We start from the raw sequence: 14909 nt of genomic DNA on the forward strand, positions 1-14909 counted from the left end.
ATGACACGTGACTGCTGCATATATAGGGGGTGGCAGTCGGATTCAATAAACTTTGGGATAAAACAATGCAGGAATTTCTTGATAGCTTGCTGGCGGCACTGGGGCCGGATGTGGTGCAGACAAACGCTGCCGATATTGAACCGTGGCTGACCGACTGGCGCGGTGTATATAAAGGCGCCGCCCAGGCCGTGGTGCGTCCGGTGTCGACCGCCCAGGTATCTGATTGTCTGCGTCTGTGCAGTCAATTTGCGGTGCCGGTTGTCACCCGCGGTGGCAATACGGGTTTATGCGGCGCCGCTACTCCGGATGCATCGCCGAATAATATTATCCTGTCGCTGGACCGGATGAATCATGTGCGTTCGATTGATACGATCGCCAACACACTGGTGGCCGATGCCGGATGTATCCTGGGTAATTTGCGTCGTGCTGCACAGGAACAGGACCGATTGCTGCCGCTGAGCCTGGCCGCGGAAGACTCCTCGCAGATCGGTGGCAACGTGGCGACCAACGCAGGCGGCGTCAATGTCGTGCGCTACGGCATGGCACGCGAACTTGTGCTGGGGATTGAGGCCGTGTTGCCCGATGGGGAAATCTTCAATGGTTTGCAAACGCTGCGCAAAGACAATACCGGCTATGACCTCAAGCAGCTTTTTATCGGCTCCGAAGGCACGCTGGGCGTGATCACCGGTGTCGCCCTGCGTTTGCACGCGCCGACCCATGTGCGCAGCGTGGTGCTGGCGGCGGTGGACAGCGAACAGCAGGCGCTGGAGCTGTTCCGCCTGGTTTTTGGTGCTTGCGGGCCGCGCCTTCAGGCGTTTGAGTTCTTCACGGACGCCTGCCTGGATCTGGTGCTGACGCATGTCGAAGGCGTACAAGTGCCATTCGCAGACCGACATCCGGCTTATGTGCTGATCGAGCTGGCCGACACGGCTGACGAAGAAGCGTTGGGGCAATTGCTGGAAAATGTGATTGGCCAGGCGCTGGAGCAGGAGCTGTGTGTCGATGCCGCGGTCTCTTCTTCACTCGCGCAATTGCAGGCCCTCTGGCGCCTGCGCGAAGAAATTTCCGAAGCGCAGCGTGCGGATGGTCCGCACTTGAAGCACGATATTTCACTGCCGATCGAACGGATACCCGAGTTTGTGAAAACCGCTGAAGTGCAATTGCGCAAAGTCAGTCCCGATTGCCGTCTGTTCATTTTCGGTCATTTTGGCGACGGCAATCTGCACTATAACGTATCGCGCCCTGCGGGCGCCGACAAGACATGGGCGGCGGAATGGGAAACCCGGGTGGCCGACACCATCTTTGAAGAAGTCATGGCCTATGGGGGCAGCATCAGCGCCGAACATGGCATCGGGCAGCTCAAGCGCCATGCTTTCCTGCATCACAAGGACCCATTGCAATTGAAATTAATGCGGCAGATCAAGCAGGTGTTTGATCCGCAGGGCCTTATGAATCCTGGCAAAGTGCTGTAATTTCGCCAACCGGATTGAGCAAGAAAGCATGGGGGCTGCCGGTTGCCGGGCAGCCTGCCGTACGATCAGCCGCTAATGACCGTCCAATAGTAAAGCGTGAGCACGGCGATAATGGCAAGCGCAATACCCAGCAGGTTGATGCGGCTGATTCTTTCCCGGAATGCCACGGCTCCGACGATGGTGCCCAGGCTGATGACGCCGATATTCATGACCGTGAATACCAGAGTGGGGTTCTCATGAAAAGTCTGATGGGCGCGTATATAAAACAGGATGTTGCAGAAATTGAGCAAGCCCAGCAGCAGGCCGCCCAGCACACTGCGGCCATTCCACTGCGTGCGACGCAACAGCAAATAAGCAAACATAATGACACCGGCCAGGGCAAAAGACAAAAACAGCCCGCTGGAAAAGGCCGTGCCGGTTTTGGCGATCTGCTTGAACAGCATGTCCACGACGCCATAACCGAGCCAGATCAGAAACAGATAAAGCGCGCCCTGACGGATATTGTTATTTGCAGTCGCGTCCGCCGGCTTCCACAGCAGGCAGAACAGGGCAGCAAACGCCAGCACAAGACTCAGGCCGCGATTGACCGACAGGGCTTCGCCAAACAGAACAAAAGAGGCCAGCACAGTCAGAAACAGCGACAGTCGCTGAGCCGCATCTGCCCGTACAATACCGGCGTATTCGACGCCACGTGACATGATCATGAACAACACGGGCAAAATCACGCCCAGTACCGCGAAAAGAAACCATGGAAAGTCATGACCCGCTTTGGGTTGCAGATCGGGCGAGAGCACGAACCAGGTCAGGCCGCAGGCCATCACATAATTGAAGGCGATGGCCTGGCGGATGTCGATCCCCTGACGGCGGGCGACTTTCAGCAGCACCGAAACCGCCACACTGCACAGAATACTGAGAATGAGGTATGTCATATTGCAACCATTAAAAAGAATAAATCAGGGGATGGGCGACGCGCCTTGATCAGGCCATGCTTTGGGTGCGGCAGCTGCAACCGCACCCGCCACCAGGATTGTCAGTGGTGGGCTGTGGGGTATGCATGCTGGCAGCCGGCTCGCCCAGCGGTTTCAGATCCAGCCTTGAAAAAAGCGCTTGGTCCGCGGCCAGTTGGGGGTTGTCGGTCGTAAGCAGTTTTTCTCCGTAGAACATGGAGTTGGCGCCCGCCATGAAGCATAGCGCCTGCAGGCTGTCATCCATGGTTTCTCGCCCCGCAGACAGGCGCACGAACGTTTTCGGCATAGTAATGCGTGCCACGGCGATGGTGCGAACAAATTCAAACGGATCGATCTCTTCGTTATCGGCCAGCGGCGTGCCTTGTACCCTGACCAGATTATTGATGGGAACCGACTCGGGGTAGGGTGACAGATTGGCCAGCTGGGCGATCAGTCCGGCGCGTTCACGGCGTGATTCTCCCAGGCCGACGATGCCCCCGCAGCATACATTAATGCCCGCATCGCGAACGCGTTCCAGCGTATCCAGCCGGTCCTGATAAGTGCGGGTGGTAATAATTTGGCCGTAGAATTCGGGCGACGTATCAAGATTATGATTGTAATAATCCAGCCCTGCGCTTTTGAGCTGTTGCGCCTGGCCTTCGCGCAGCATGCCCAGGGTCACACAGGTTTCCAGTCCGAGATCCTTGACCGCCCGGATCATATCGGCAACGGCATCGATCTGATGCGGCTTGGGGTTGCGCCACGCGGCGCCCATGCAAAAACGCTGGGCACCCGCTGCTTTGGCCTGTTGCGCCGCTTCGATCACTTCGTCCAGTGGCAGCAGTTTTTCTCGTTCTACCGAAGTGTCATAGCGCGACGATTGGGGGCAGTACGAGCAGTCCTCGGGGCAGCCGCCGGTCTTGATGGACAACAGGCTGGACAGTTGCACGGCATTGGGTTCGTGGTGCGCGCGGTGAACTTGCTGGGCCCGGAATATGAGGTCCATGAAGGGCATTTCGTATAGGGCGAGAATGGACGGGATGGTCCATGTGACTGTTGTTTCTGGCGTGAGGTGGGTTGAGAGCGTATCCATGGAAATCTTCCTTTTCGTTGCGATGGCGTCTGGTTGATGGCAACAGATGGCAATTGATCTATGACGATCCGGGATATGCTACGGAAGGGCGCAAGGCTGTGCAATTTAAATTATTATGAAAATAGGCGTGATTTGACAGACGTTGGGTGATTTTAAGTCAATTAATGATTTTGCGCCCAATCTGAATACATTTCCGATATCTGCATCACTTTTCGATGTGACTTGTTCTGTTATGCGGGTGCCCGCCGTATCCACGAAGCCAGTTGCATTTGATACGGCGGATCTGGGTGCTCAACCCGCCAGGTGCTTCAGGACTTCTGGTGCCGACTGCACGGCAACCAGCCGGTGGTAAAAGCGCAAGGCGCGCAGGCCGCCGAGCTCTTCGCCGCCGCCGGCGCGTCCAGGTCCGCCATGATTGGATTGGGGCATGACATTACCGTGCCCTGTGTGTATCCTGGAGACGGCATCGGTGACCAGATGCACCCGTCCATGACTGTCACCCAGCGCAAACGCCGCCTGTGCCAGCAGCGCCGTGTCTTCGCTATAAACCGACGCGACCAGCGAGCCCATGCCGCGCCGTGCAAGCTGCCATGCGTGGTCGATGTCGCGATAAGGAATGAGGGTCGCAACGGGTCCGAATACTTCGACATCATGTACCAGGGGGTGCTCATCCGGCTGGCGCACGCCGAATAATACGGGTGGGAAGCAAGCGCTGTCGGCGGGGGCGTCGATGGTCAGTTGCCGGCGGCCATCGAACAGAATATCAGCATGTTTTTCCAGTGTTGCAACGCCGGCCCTGACGGCCTTCTGTTGCGCCAGATTCACCAGGCTGCCCATGCGTATGCCGTCCTTGCGGGGATCGCCGACGGTCACCTTGGCCAGGCTCAGGGCGAGTGACTGCGCAATGGTGTCGTAAGTACTTTCTGGCACGAAAATGCGACGAATAGCAGTACATTTTTGCCCGGACTTGATGGTCAGTTCGCGAACGACCTCACGAACCAGCAACTGGATGCTGGCCGGATCGGCATCGGGGCCGAGGATGGCGCTATTGATGCTGTCTGTTTCGGCATTCAGCTTTGCCCCGTCGTGCATAATGCGCGGGTGGCTGCGCAATGTCGCAGCGGTGTCTGCTGATCCTGTGAACGAAACAATATCCAGCCCATTGAGTGCATCGAGCAATCCTTCAGGGCGTCCACATATCAGGCTGATGGCGCCCGGCGGCAGGATCTTTGCCTCTACGACGTCGCGGATCATTTCATAGGTGAGCAAGGCGGTGGACGTTGCCGGCTTCACGACAATGGGCACGCCCGACAGCAAGGCTGGAGCGGCTTTTTCCCAAAGCCCCCAGGACGGAAAGTTAAACGCATTGATCAATAATGCGAGACCCTGAATCGGGACCTGGATATGCTGCGTCGCAAAGGCGTTATCGCGCGCAAGCGGCACGGCCTCGCCATCAGTCAGGAACGCCTGGCTGTTTAACTTTGCGCCCGCTTTTGCATACCATGAAAGTGTGTAAATACCACCATCAATGTCAATGGCGCTGTCCGATTTCACCGTACCGCTATTGCTGAGCGCGATATCGTAATACTTCTCTTTATTGACCTGCAGGACGTCGACAATCCTGCCCAGCATGGCCGCGCGTGCACTGTATCCCATACTGCGCAAGGCGGGCCCCCCGGTTTGCCGCGCCCAGCCATAGGCCGCATTCAGGTCCAGTCCGGTGGCGTCAGCGCTGGCCAGGGCGGTACCCTGGATTGGGTCATAAAGGACGATGCCTGTGCCGGTACCTTCTATCCATTGATCATGAACGTAATTACTGATTTTTTTCACTGTTACCTCTGCTTTGTGTGTCACTCCATCGCAAAACACAACGGAGTATGTGTTGTCCGGGGTCGCATCAAAGGGCTGGTCTGATGCCTGGCTCTTTGTTGTCCCTTTCTATGCCGGTCGGGCTGGGATGGCGAAGTGCTTTTGAAAACGTTAATGATTGTATGCATTATTTTGCATGTAAATAAGAAGATAGGCAGGCGATGTGTATCGGTCAAGTATTTTGCGAAATGTTTAGGGTAAACACCAGTTTTAATGTGTCCAAAATGGCACGTCCTGGGTGAGTATGAATCAGACTCCTGCGGCTATTGTTGTCTTGATGAGTGTTGTGCTGGCCGGTTTTGTCTGGATCAAATTGTCGTCTGCTGCGACGGTGTGAGCTGACTGACAACCGGCGGGCCGCATCTGTGGGTGTATAGAGTCGTCTTAAATAGAACAGGGTTAACCCCTATTCGAAATAAATTGACGATTGATGATTGATGAAATATAGTGCTTTTAACGAAATTAAAATGCATTGAATTGCATAATTTAAATGGAGCCCTGCCATGAGCGAGCTGAAAGTCAATTACCAGACCGATCCTTCGCAGTACAAACACATTCAATTGAAAACCGAAGGCGCCATTGCACGCCTGACCATTGATATAGATGAAGACAGCGGGATCCGTCCCGGCTATAAACTGAAGCTCAATTCGTACGATCTGGGCGTGGATATCGAATTGCATGACGCGCTCAATCGCATCCGGTTCGAGCATCCGGAAGTGCGCAGCGTGATCGTCTCCAGCGGGAAAGACCGCATTTTCTGTTCGGGTGCCAACATCTTCATGCTGGGGCTGTCAACGCATGCGTGGAAGGTGAACTTCTGCAAATTCACCAATGAAACCCGCAACGGTATCGAAGACACCAGCGAACATTCGGGCGTTAAATTTATTGCTGCTGTCAACGGCGCGTGTGCCGGAGGTGGTTACGAGCTGGCGCTGGCATGTGATGAAATCTATCTGGTTGACGATCGTTCCTCTTCCGTTTCCCTGCCGGAAGTGCCGTTGCTGGGTGTGCTGCCCGGTACGGGCGGTTTGACACGGGTGACCGACAAGCGCAAGGTGCGCCACGATCACGCCGACATTTTCTGCACACTGGTCGAAGGCATTCGCGGACAGCGCGCCAAAGACTGGAAACTGGTCGACGAAGTAGTGAAAACAGCCAGGTTCGAAGACACGATCAACGCTCGTGCCCAGGAGCTGGCTGAGCAAAGCGGTATCGCCGTGGGCGCGACAGGTATTTCTCTGACATCGCTTGAAAAACACGAAGCGGCCGATAGCCTGAACTATAAATATGTCAGCGTCGATATTGACCGAAACAACAAACACGCCACCTTCACTATTCGTGGCCCCGAGGGCGATCAGCCCGACACGATCGATGCAATCGTGCAGGCAGGCATGAACTGGTGGCCGCTGCAAATGGCGCGTGAACTGGATGACGCTATTCTTTCGATGCGTACCAACGAACTCGATAGCGGCCTGTGGCTGATCAAGACAGTGGGCAATGCGCAGGATGTTCTGAAAAGCGATGACGTTCTGCTGGCCAATAAGGATCACTGGTTCGTGCGCGAAACCCTGGGGCTGATGCGCCGTACGTTTGCGCGCCTGGATGTGTCTTCACGCTCTATGTTTGCATTGATTGAAGAGGGTTCGTGCTTTGCAGGCTCTCTGCTTGAGCCGGCGCTGGCCTGCGATCGTATTTACATGCTGACGCTGCCCGACGATGAAGAGCGGTCGCCGCGCATTGCCGTGGGCGCCATGAATTTTGGTTTTCTGCCCATGGTGACCCGGCAGTCGCGGCTGGCCCGGCGTTTCTATGACGATGCCACTATTCTGGAAGATACCAAAGCTCTGGCAGGAACCATGCTCGATGGCGATGAGGCGGAAAAAGCCGGTTTGGTCACATATGCCCTGGATGACATTGACTGGGCTGACGAAGTGCGGCTCGCCATCGAAGAGCGGCTGTCCATGTCGCCCGATGCGCTCACCGGCATGGAAGCCAATCTGCGTTTCAATGGTCCGGAAAACATGTGGACCCGCATATTCGGTCGCCTGACTGCCTGGCAGAACTGGATTTTTATCCGGCCCAATGCGGTGGGTGAGAAGGGCGCGCTGAAACTGTACGGCAAGGGTGAAAAACCCAATTTCGACTGGAACCGCGTCTGATTGTCGGCTCGCGCTCTATTTATCAAGATTACGGAGTGGGTTCACAACTGAAATACCCGCTCTATGACCCCGGAGAAATCTATGTCAAGCATCAATTACACCGATAAGATTCCCAATAATGTGAATCTGTCGCAGGACAAGACGCTGCAGCGCGCGCTGGAGCACTGGCAACCCAATTACCGCAAGTGGTGGAATGATATGGGTCCCGATGGTTCGCAGGACTTCGACGTATATTTGCGCACCGCCACCAGCGTTGATCCGAAAGGCTGGGCCTCATTTGGCTATGTGAAAATGCCCGACTATCGCTGGGGTATTTTCCTGAACCCGCGAGACGCCGATCGCCAGGTCAATTTCGGCGAGCACAAGGGAGAAAAAGCCTGGCAGGATGTACCGGGTGAGCACCGGGCCAACCTGCGCCGCATTATCGTGACCCAGGGTGATACCGAACCTGCATCGGTCGAACAACAGCGGCATCTGGGATTGACAGCACCGTCCATGTACGACCTGCGCAACCTGTTCCAGGTGAACGTGGAAGAGGGGCGTCACCTGTGGGCCATGGTGTATTTGCTGCACAAACATTTCGGTCGTGATGGGCGCGAAGAAGCCGAGGCGCTCCTGGAGCGCAACAGCGGCGACGAGGACAATCCCCGCATTCTGGCGGCGTTTAACGAGAAAACGCCGGACTGGCTGGCCTTTTACATGTTCACTTATTTCACCGATCGCGATGGCAAGTTCCAATTGTGTGCCCTGGCCGAATCCGGTTTCGACCCGCTGGCCCGCACCACCAAATTCATGCTTACCGAAGAAGCGCATCACATGTTCGTAGGCGAATCGGGCGTGTCACGTGTGATTCAGCGCACCTGCGAGGTGATGAACCAGTTGAAAACCGATGATCCGGCACGTCTTCGCGAAGCCGGTGTGATTGATCTGGAAACGCTCCAGCGCTATTTGAATTTCCATTTCAGCGTGACCATCGATCTGTTTGGTGCAGACGAGTCAAGCAACGCGGCCACGTTCTATAACACGGGTCTGAAAGGACGTTACGAAGAAACCAAACGCGACGACGATCATAAACTCTATGATCGCACCTATAACGTACTGGTCGTGCAGGACGGTCGACTGGTAGAGCGTTCGGTACCCATGCTTAATGCGCTGAACGAAGTGCTGCGGGACGACTATATCAAGGACTCCGTCGGCGGGATCAATCGCTGGAACAAAGTGATCGAGAAAGCGGGTATCCCTTTCCGTCTGAAAGTGCCGCACAAGGCATTCAATCGTCGTATCGGCACGCTGTCTGTTGTGAGCGTTTCTCCCGAAGGGCAAGTGATGCCTGAGGCAGAATGGGTCAGACATGAACGCGAATGGCTGCCTACTGCAGAAGATCGCGCATTTGTGGCGTCGCTGATGGGCCGAGTCGTAGAACCCGGCAAATTCGCCAACTGGATTGCCCCCCCAGCGATGGGTATCAACCGTCAACCGGTCGATTACGAGTACGTGCGTTTCAACTGATGGGTACCGCCCGAAAGGGCGGGCAATGAAAGAAATTGGATTCACGATGGAAACAGTGATAGCGATGAGCCAACCCGGCCAGGCAACGAAACAGCACCTGATCGATCCGGAAATCTGCATACGTTGCAATACGTGTGAAGAGACCTGCCCGATCGATGCAATCACGCATGACGGAAACAATTACGTAGTCAGGCCGGATATTTGCAATCACTGCATGGCCTGCGTGGCGCCATGCCCCACGGGTGCGATCGATAATTGGCAGCCGGTGCTGGCAGATCAAATGTATACGCTCGACGAGCAATATACTTGGGATGAATTGCCGGCCCTGCAGGCGCTTGAGGTTCCGGCGGACGACACGCCGGTTGCCGCCGGCACGGACAGCGACGCCGAGGTTACCATTCAGGGCAGCAATTATGTCGCCGGATCGCAGATTCCGCCGTGGTCCGCCTCACACAGCTATACCAATCTGTATGGCACTCGTAATTTCATTACCGCGACGGTGTCGGGCAATTACAGGCTGACGGACGAATCATCCGAAAGCGATATCCGCCACGTCGTTTTGGATTTTGGTGAAACGCCGTTTCCGGTGCTGGAAGGGCAATCCATCGGCATCATACCGCCGGGAACCGACGCCAGCGATCGTTTGCATCACGCGCGCCAGTACTCGCTGGCCAGTCCGCGTGATGGGGAGCGCCCGCGTTACAACAACGTCTCGATCACGGTCAAGCGCGTGGTGCAGGATTATGATGGCAACCCGGTCCAGGGAGTCTGCTCCAATTACGTTTGTGATTTGAAGAAGGGCGACAAGGTTCAGGTCATCGGTCCTTTTGGGCATACATTCCTGATGCCGAATCACCCGGGTTCCAATCTCATTATGATCTGCACGGGCACCGGTAGCGCACCCATGCGGGCCATGACAGAAAGGCGACGACGCAAGCGGCAGGATCCGTCCATGGACGAGCGCGGCAAGCTTATGCTGTTTTTCGGTGCGCGCTGCCCGGAAGAGCTGCCGTATTTCGGGCCGCTTAATAAGCTGCCCAAAGATTTCATTGATGTTAACTTCGCTTTCTCCCGCAAGCCGGGGCAGCCCAAACGGTATGTACAGGATGTCATGCGCGAGCGGCTGACGGACCTGCTGGACTTATTGAAAAACGAGAATACTTACATTTATGTTTGCGGACTGAAGGGCATGGAAACTGGTGTGCTGGAAGTATTGCAAGAGGCCGCCGCAGCGGGCGGCCTGGACTGGAGCGAATTGCATACGACGCTAAGGCAGAAGGGCCGGCTGCACCTGGAAACGTATTGATGCGGGTCCCAGGAAGGTGATGTTCACACCGTCCCGACCACAAAAAAATAGCTCCAAAGCGGTCGTCTTTAGTCCGCTTTGGAGCGGGCGCGAACTTGCATTTATCGCTTGTCGCCGCTATTGGCCAATACTGACCACTGCTTACCCACCATAAATATCATATTTGAAATATTTATCGGCAATTTTCTGATAGGTGCCGTCCTTGCGGATTTCATCAAATGCCTTGTTCAGCGCATCTTTCAGCTCGGTGTCGTTCTTGCGTACGGCAAACCCGGTGCCTTTGCCAAAAATTTCCTCGTCGGCAGAAGCCAGAATCGGGTCACCGACCAGCTGGAAGTCTTTGCCTGCAGGGCTTTCCACAAAATCGGTGGTGACGCCGCCATCGGCAAACACAACAGCGATGCGGCCGGTGGTCAGGTCGTTATAGGCATCTTCCAGTGTTTTGTATCGCTTGATATTGGTGTCTTTAAAATATTTGGTGGCGTATTTGTCCTGAATCGTGCCCTGCTGAACGCCCAGGTCCACGCCTTTGAGTCCTTCGGCTGTCGATTGATAGGTAGACCCTTTCTTGGCGATAAACATATTGGGCGTGGTCCAGATCTTTTGCGTGAACAGCACCGCTTTTTCACGTTCCGGCGTGATACTCATGGACGAGGCGATCACATCGAATTTCTTGGCGCGCAAGGCGGGGATAATGCCATCCCAGCCTTGATTCTGGAAGGTGCACTTGGCCTGCATTTTTTCACACATGGCCTTGGCCAGATCAATATCGAATCCGACAATTTCACCGGATGGGCTGGTGGATTCGAAGGGGGGGTATGTGGCGTCCGAGCCGAAGCGGATGGTTTTGCCGGCCGCAACAGCCGAAGCGGATACAGCCAGCGCGATTGCGCACAGGCCGATACCGAAAACTTTTTTTTTCAGGTTCATGGATGTTTCCTAAATGACGTAAGCCTATGTTGCAGCCTGAAACCAGTCGGACCGGGCATCCTTGATTCGCTAACTGCATGAAAGGGCGTGCAGCGACCCATTTCCTGCTGCAACGTGTAGCACCGCTGCGGGCGGTGGCCGATTGGGGATTATGACAGCATTTGCCGAAAAAGGTACAGGGAATTTCCCGCAGACCGGTACTGGCTAAGGGAAAACCGGCGGTTTATTTCGTCTGCGGGAACGATATAATGGCGGCACCTGCCCTCGGGATGGCTAAAATCACGCAGACCTGCCGCCGTTACAGGCGATCGCGGGCCTTGCATGGCGACAAACCGTGATGTCTGCTATCAGACCGCTTTTTGGCTACGCGGGGTGGGTAGTGTTATAAAACGAGGCTGTGCCATGCCAGAGAGGTCGGGCCGGGCCACGTAACAGGATGGAAGAATTAAATCTGATTGGTCAGTATTTGCCCCGTATATTGCAGGGGGCCGTACTGACGCTCGAAATCGCAGTGTTGTCGCTGGTTATTTCGATACTTATCGGGCTCGTCGGAGCCAATATGCGCCTGTCGCGCAACCGGCTGCTTGCCCGGCTTGGGCAGCTCTATTCCAGTGTCGTGCGCGGAGTGCCAGACCTGATCTGGATGCTGATGGTGTACTACAGTGCACAAATCGGACTCAATGCCCTGACCGAAGCCTGGGATCTGGATTATTTCGAAATCAGCCCTTTTGCTGCAGGTGTGCTCACCTTGTCGTTTATTTTCGGTGCTTATTTCACTGAAACATTTCGCGGGGCCATTATGGCTATCCCCTATGGCCAGATCGAAGCCGGGCAGGCGTATGGCATGCGCGGGCTGCAGGTCATGAGACGCATTACCTTTCCGCTTATGATGCGCTATGCCTTGCCCAGTGTCCGTAACAACTGGCTGGTGCTGACCAAGGCGACGGCGCTGGTGTCCATTATCGGCCTGGATGACATGACACGCATTGCCCAGCAAGCGGGCAGTGCAACGCATTTGCCGTTTGTTTTCAATACCATATCTGCGCTGCTGTTCCTGTTGCTGACCACCGTTTCACTGTACGTATTTCGCTTTCTGGATCGGCATTATCAGCGTGGTTTTGTAAGAGAGGATGCCCATGTCTGAAACCCTCTCACTCTTTCTGGATGCCATTGTGACTTGCCTGCGCGCCGCGCCGCTCACACTGGTTCTGACTGCGCTGTCGGTCTCCATTGGCCTGTGTATGGCCATTCCTCTGTCGGTTATTCATCAACGGCAGAAGACGGTAGCCGCCAGGCTTGTTCACGCATTTACGTATTTCTTTACCGGCACACCGCTGCTGGTGCAAATCTATATTATTTATTACGGTATTCCCAGTTTCGGTTTTATCGGACACCTGATGATGCAACCCGGTTTTGGTTTTCTCAAGGAAGGCTTTATCTGGGTGCTGGCTGCGCTGACCCTGAACACGGCGGCCTATTCAACTGTGATTTTTTCCGGTTCCATCAGGAATACGGATCGCGGCGAAATCGATGCGGCGCGGGCGTTCGGCATGAATCGCCGTAATGCGATGCGCCGTATTATTCTTCCTTCAAGTCTGCGTCGTGCGCTTCCCGCCTACAGCAATGAAGTGATTATGACCCTGCATTCCACGGCGCTGGCCTCAACGGTGGCCATGATGGAAATTACCGGCGCAGCCAGCCTGTTTGTCACCAATACCTATCAGCCGTTTATTGCCTATTCGGCCGCGGCGTGTATTTATCTGGTGCTCAATTTTGTACTGGTGTATGCGTTCCGGAAAATAGAGCAACGGTACCTGGTCCATCTTAATTTTCGACATCTGGCAGAAGCATAATGCGGCAGGAAAAACACGTTCTGACACTCAGTGCGCCGGGCACATCCCATGAAATCAATGCGTTTCATTTCGGGCCTGCCGACAGCGGACGCAAGGTCTATATGCAGGGCAGCCTGCATGCCGACGAATTGCCGGGTTCGCTTGCGCTTTTTTATTTGAATCGCCGGCTGCAGGTACTCGAAGCGCAGGGTGCGCTGAACTGCGAAGTCGTTCTGGTACCGTTTTGCAATCCGTTAGGATTGACCCAAACCGTTTTCTATGACCACATCGGCCGGTTTCAGCTGTCAACGGGGCAAAATTTCAATCGTCTTACCGGCATTGCTTTATATGAGAATTTACTGACTGCCCTGCAAAAAAGTGCAGAGCAGCCGGGAGCAGATGCCCAGGCCAACCGTAAGCTGATCCGCAGAGCGTTGCGCAATGTCCTGGACGCTTTCGAGCCGTCGCGCCTGATTGATGAGCTGCATGTGACCTTGCTGCGCATGGCGTGCGATGCCGATATCGTACTGGATCTGCACTGCGATATCCGGGCCGTGATGCATGTTTATTCCCTGCCGCAGGTGTGGGATCGCTGCGAACCGCTGGCCCGCTATCTGCAAAGCGAATGTCAACTGCTGGCTGAAGACTCGCTGTCCTGTTCTTTCGATGAAATGGTGTCCACGCCCTGGCTGAAACTACGGAATGTATATCCCGAGGCGGATATTCCGTTAGCGTGTTTTGCTGCGACGATCGAACTTCGCGGTGACCGCGATCTGACGCACGCAAATGCAGAGCGGGATGCCGAAGCGTTCATCCAGTATTTGAACGAACAGGGCTATCTGCAGTTGCCCCAGTCAGAGGTTTTGCCCATGCCGCCGTTGCGCTGTGAGCCCCATCCGCTGGGGGGCCTGGCGTATGTCGGTTCGCCATGCACCGGCATCGCCGTGTATCACGTAGCGGCCGGGCAGTGGGTAGAGCAGAACCAGTTGCTGGTTGAAATTGTGGATCCGGTCAGGCTGGCAGTGACGCCGGTGCTCGCACCTGTTCGTGGTTTTATTTTTGCCACTGCAGGCGTGCGTCTGGCGCAAAAGGAATCCAAGCTGTTGAGCTTGTCCAGCCCCGATGATATTGGCAGCGTGGGGTTGTCGCCCTGACTTTTTTCGGGGGAGCAAGTAATGCAGGCGTTATTGTTCCAGTAGCCAGGATTGCAACGCCACCAGCGTTTTGGCGTCACAGATCTGCTGGCTCGCAATGGCTTGGCGCACCTCGTCCCGGCTCATCAGCACCGTTTGCACAAATTCGTCGTCATCGGCATGAAGGCTGCTGTCCTTGCGAACGCCTTCGGCTCTGAATACATGCATCAGCTCGTCGCAAAAGCCCGGTGCGGTATAAAAGCTGTGGATGAGTGTCATACCACCCGCTGTATATGGCGTCTCTTCCGCCAGTTCACGGTACGCGCATTGCTCTGGCGGCTCATTTTCCACGTCCAGCTTGCCGGCGGGAATCTCCAGCAACGGGCCGCCGGTGGGGTGGCGAAACTGCTTCACCAGAATCACTTTGTCCTCGGGCGTGATGGCCAATACTGCGACGGCGCCGCAGTGACGCACCACTTCGCGGGTCGCGGTCTTGCCATTGGGCAGGATGACCGTATCAACGGTGACTTTAATGATTTTTCCTTCGAAAATGAAGGTGCTGTCCTGTAGGGTTTCGGTCAAGTCTTCGTCGGACAGATTGTCAGCGACAGACGGATCGGAGGAAGTTGTTGACATAATATGACCATCTCATGCATGGA

Annotated in this window: 12 protein-coding genes; 7 read left to right on the forward strand and 5 right to left on the reverse strand. The window is 55.3% G+C overall.

From position 1 onward, the window contains the following. Positions 1–65 precede the first annotated feature (65 nt). Entirely contained in the window at positions 66–1472 is a 1407-nt protein-coding gene (locus W822_RS40730; RefSeq protein WP_024006517.1) for an FAD-binding oxidoreductase, read from the forward strand. A 65-nt stretch (positions 1473–1537) separates the two neighbouring features. Here W822_RS40730 and W822_RS40735 read toward each other — a convergent pair whose 3' ends face one another. The 3 genes from W822_RS40735 to W822_RS40745 all read right to left on the reverse strand — a co-directional run bounded on the left by W822_RS40735 (position 1538) and on the right by W822_RS40745 (position 5342). Next, a complete protein-coding gene (locus W822_RS40735) occupies positions 1538–2401 on the reverse strand; it encodes an EamA family transporter (RefSeq protein WP_024006518.1) in 864 nt (287 codons plus the stop codon). 49 nt (positions 2402–2450) lie between these two features. Next, positions 2451–3512 carry a biotin synthase BioB gene (bioB, locus tag W822_RS40740; protein ID WP_024006519.1) on the reverse strand — a complete coding sequence of 354 codons (1062 nt, stop codon included), beginning with the start codon at positions 3510–3512 and terminating at the stop codon, positions 2451–2453. A gap of 291 nt (positions 3513–3803) precedes the next feature. Next, the gene (locus W822_RS40745) at positions 3804–5342 is read right to left on the reverse strand and encodes a 3,4-dehydroadipyl-CoA semialdehyde dehydrogenase (protein ID WP_031243306.1); all 1539 of its coding nucleotides are present in this window, start codon (positions 5340–5342) and stop codon (positions 3804–3806) included. A gap of 542 nt (positions 5343–5884) precedes the next feature. On the opposite strand from W822_RS40745, the gene boxC reads away from it, so the two are divergent. The 3 genes from boxC to boxA all read left to right on the forward strand — a co-directional run bounded on the left by boxC (position 5885) and on the right by boxA (position 10355). Further along, a complete protein-coding gene (boxC, locus tag W822_RS40750) occupies positions 5885–7540 on the forward strand; it encodes a 2,3-epoxybenzoyl-CoA dihydrolase (RefSeq protein WP_024006521.1) in 1656 nt (551 codons plus the stop codon). 81 nt (positions 7541–7621) lie between these two features. Then, positions 7622–9049, forward strand: coding sequence for a benzoyl-CoA 2,3-epoxidase subunit BoxB (gene boxB / locus W822_RS40755; protein ID WP_024006522.1), 1428 nt, complete (start codon positions 7622–7624; stop codon positions 9047–9049). A gap of 46 nt (positions 9050–9095) precedes the next feature. Further along, the gene (boxA, locus tag W822_RS40760; RefSeq protein ID WP_253272325.1) at positions 9096–10355 is read left to right on the forward strand and encodes a benzoyl-CoA 2,3-epoxidase subunit BoxA; all 1260 of its coding nucleotides are present in this window, start codon (positions 9096–9098) and stop codon (positions 10353–10355) included. A gap of 141 nt (positions 10356–10496) precedes the next feature. Here boxA and W822_RS40765 read toward each other — a convergent pair whose 3' ends face one another. Next, positions 10497–11285, reverse strand: coding sequence for a lysine/arginine/ornithine ABC transporter substrate-binding protein (locus tag W822_RS40765; RefSeq protein ID WP_031243308.1), 789 nt, complete (start codon positions 11283–11285; stop codon positions 10497–10499). A gap of 436 nt (positions 11286–11721) precedes the next feature. Between W822_RS40765 and W822_RS40770 the strand changes: the two genes are divergently transcribed. From W822_RS40770 to W822_RS40780, 3 genes are read left to right on the forward strand one after another with little or no spacing between them, the layout of a single operon-like run. After that, positions 11722–12429, forward strand: a complete 708-nt coding sequence (locus W822_RS40770) for an ABC transporter permease (protein ID WP_024006525.1) — start codon at positions 11722–11724, stop codon at positions 12427–12429. Further along, positions 12422–13138: an ABC transporter permease gene (locus W822_RS40775; protein WP_031243310.1), complete on the forward strand. Its 717-nt coding sequence runs from the start codon at positions 12422–12424 to the stop codon at positions 13136–13138. Before W822_RS40770 ends, W822_RS40775 begins: the two co-directional genes overlap by 8 nt. Beyond that, entirely contained in the window at positions 13138–14271 is a 1134-nt protein-coding gene (locus tag W822_RS40780) for a succinylglutamate desuccinylase/aspartoacylase family protein (RefSeq protein WP_024006527.1), read from the forward strand. Before W822_RS40775 ends, W822_RS40780 begins: the two co-directional genes overlap by 1 nt. A gap of 30 nt (positions 14272–14301) precedes the next feature. Here W822_RS40780 and W822_RS40785 read toward each other — a convergent pair whose 3' ends face one another. Next, positions 14302–14886 carry an NUDIX hydrolase gene (locus W822_RS40785; protein ID WP_024006528.1) on the reverse strand — a complete coding sequence of 195 codons (585 nt, stop codon included), beginning with the start codon at positions 14884–14886 and terminating at the stop codon, positions 14302–14304. Positions 14887–14909 lie beyond the last annotated feature (23 nt).

This window comes from Advenella kashmirensis W13003 (assembly GCF_000506985.1).
Lineage (GTDB): Bacteria > Pseudomonadota > Gammaproteobacteria > Burkholderiales > Burkholderiaceae_B > Advenella > Advenella kashmirensis_A.

Excerpts from the sequence above, each read along its gene's own strand:
- W822_RS40730 (WP_024006517.1), top strand. The coding sequence starts at position 66 with ATGCAGGAATTTCTTGATAGCTTGCTGGCGGCACTGGGGCCGGATGTG.
- W822_RS40735 (WP_024006518.1), bottom strand. The coding sequence starts at position 2,401 with ATGACATACCTCATTCTCAGTATTCTGTGCAGTGTGGCGGTTTCGGTG.
- bioB (WP_024006519.1), bottom strand. The coding sequence starts at position 3,512 with ATGGATACGCTCTCAACCCACCTCACGCCAGAAACAACAGTCACATGG.
- boxC (WP_024006521.1), top strand. The coding sequence starts at position 5,885 with ATGAGCGAGCTGAAAGTCAATTACCAGACCGATCCTTCGCAGTACAAA.
- boxB (WP_024006522.1), top strand. The coding sequence starts at position 7,622 with ATGTCAAGCATCAATTACACCGATAAGATTCCCAATAATGTGAATCTG.
- boxA (WP_253272325.1), top strand. The coding sequence starts at position 9,096 with ATGGAAACAGTGATAGCGATGAGCCAACCCGGCCAGGCAACGAAACAG.
- W822_RS40765 (WP_031243308.1), bottom strand. The coding sequence starts at position 11,285 with ATGAACCTGAAAAAAAAAGTTTTCGGTATCGGCCTGTGCGCAATCGCG.
- W822_RS40770 (WP_024006525.1), top strand. The coding sequence starts at position 11,722 with ATGGAAGAATTAAATCTGATTGGTCAGTATTTGCCCCGTATATTGCAG.
- W822_RS40775 (WP_031243310.1), top strand. The coding sequence starts at position 12,422 with ATGTCTGAAACCCTCTCACTCTTTCTGGATGCCATTGTGACTTGCCTG.
- W822_RS40780 (WP_024006527.1), top strand. The coding sequence starts at position 13,138 with ATGCGGCAGGAAAAACACGTTCTGACACTCAGTGCGCCGGGCACATCC.
- W822_RS40785 (WP_024006528.1), bottom strand. The coding sequence starts at position 14,886 with ATGTCAACAACTTCCTCCGATCCGTCTGTCGCTGACAATCTGTCCGAC.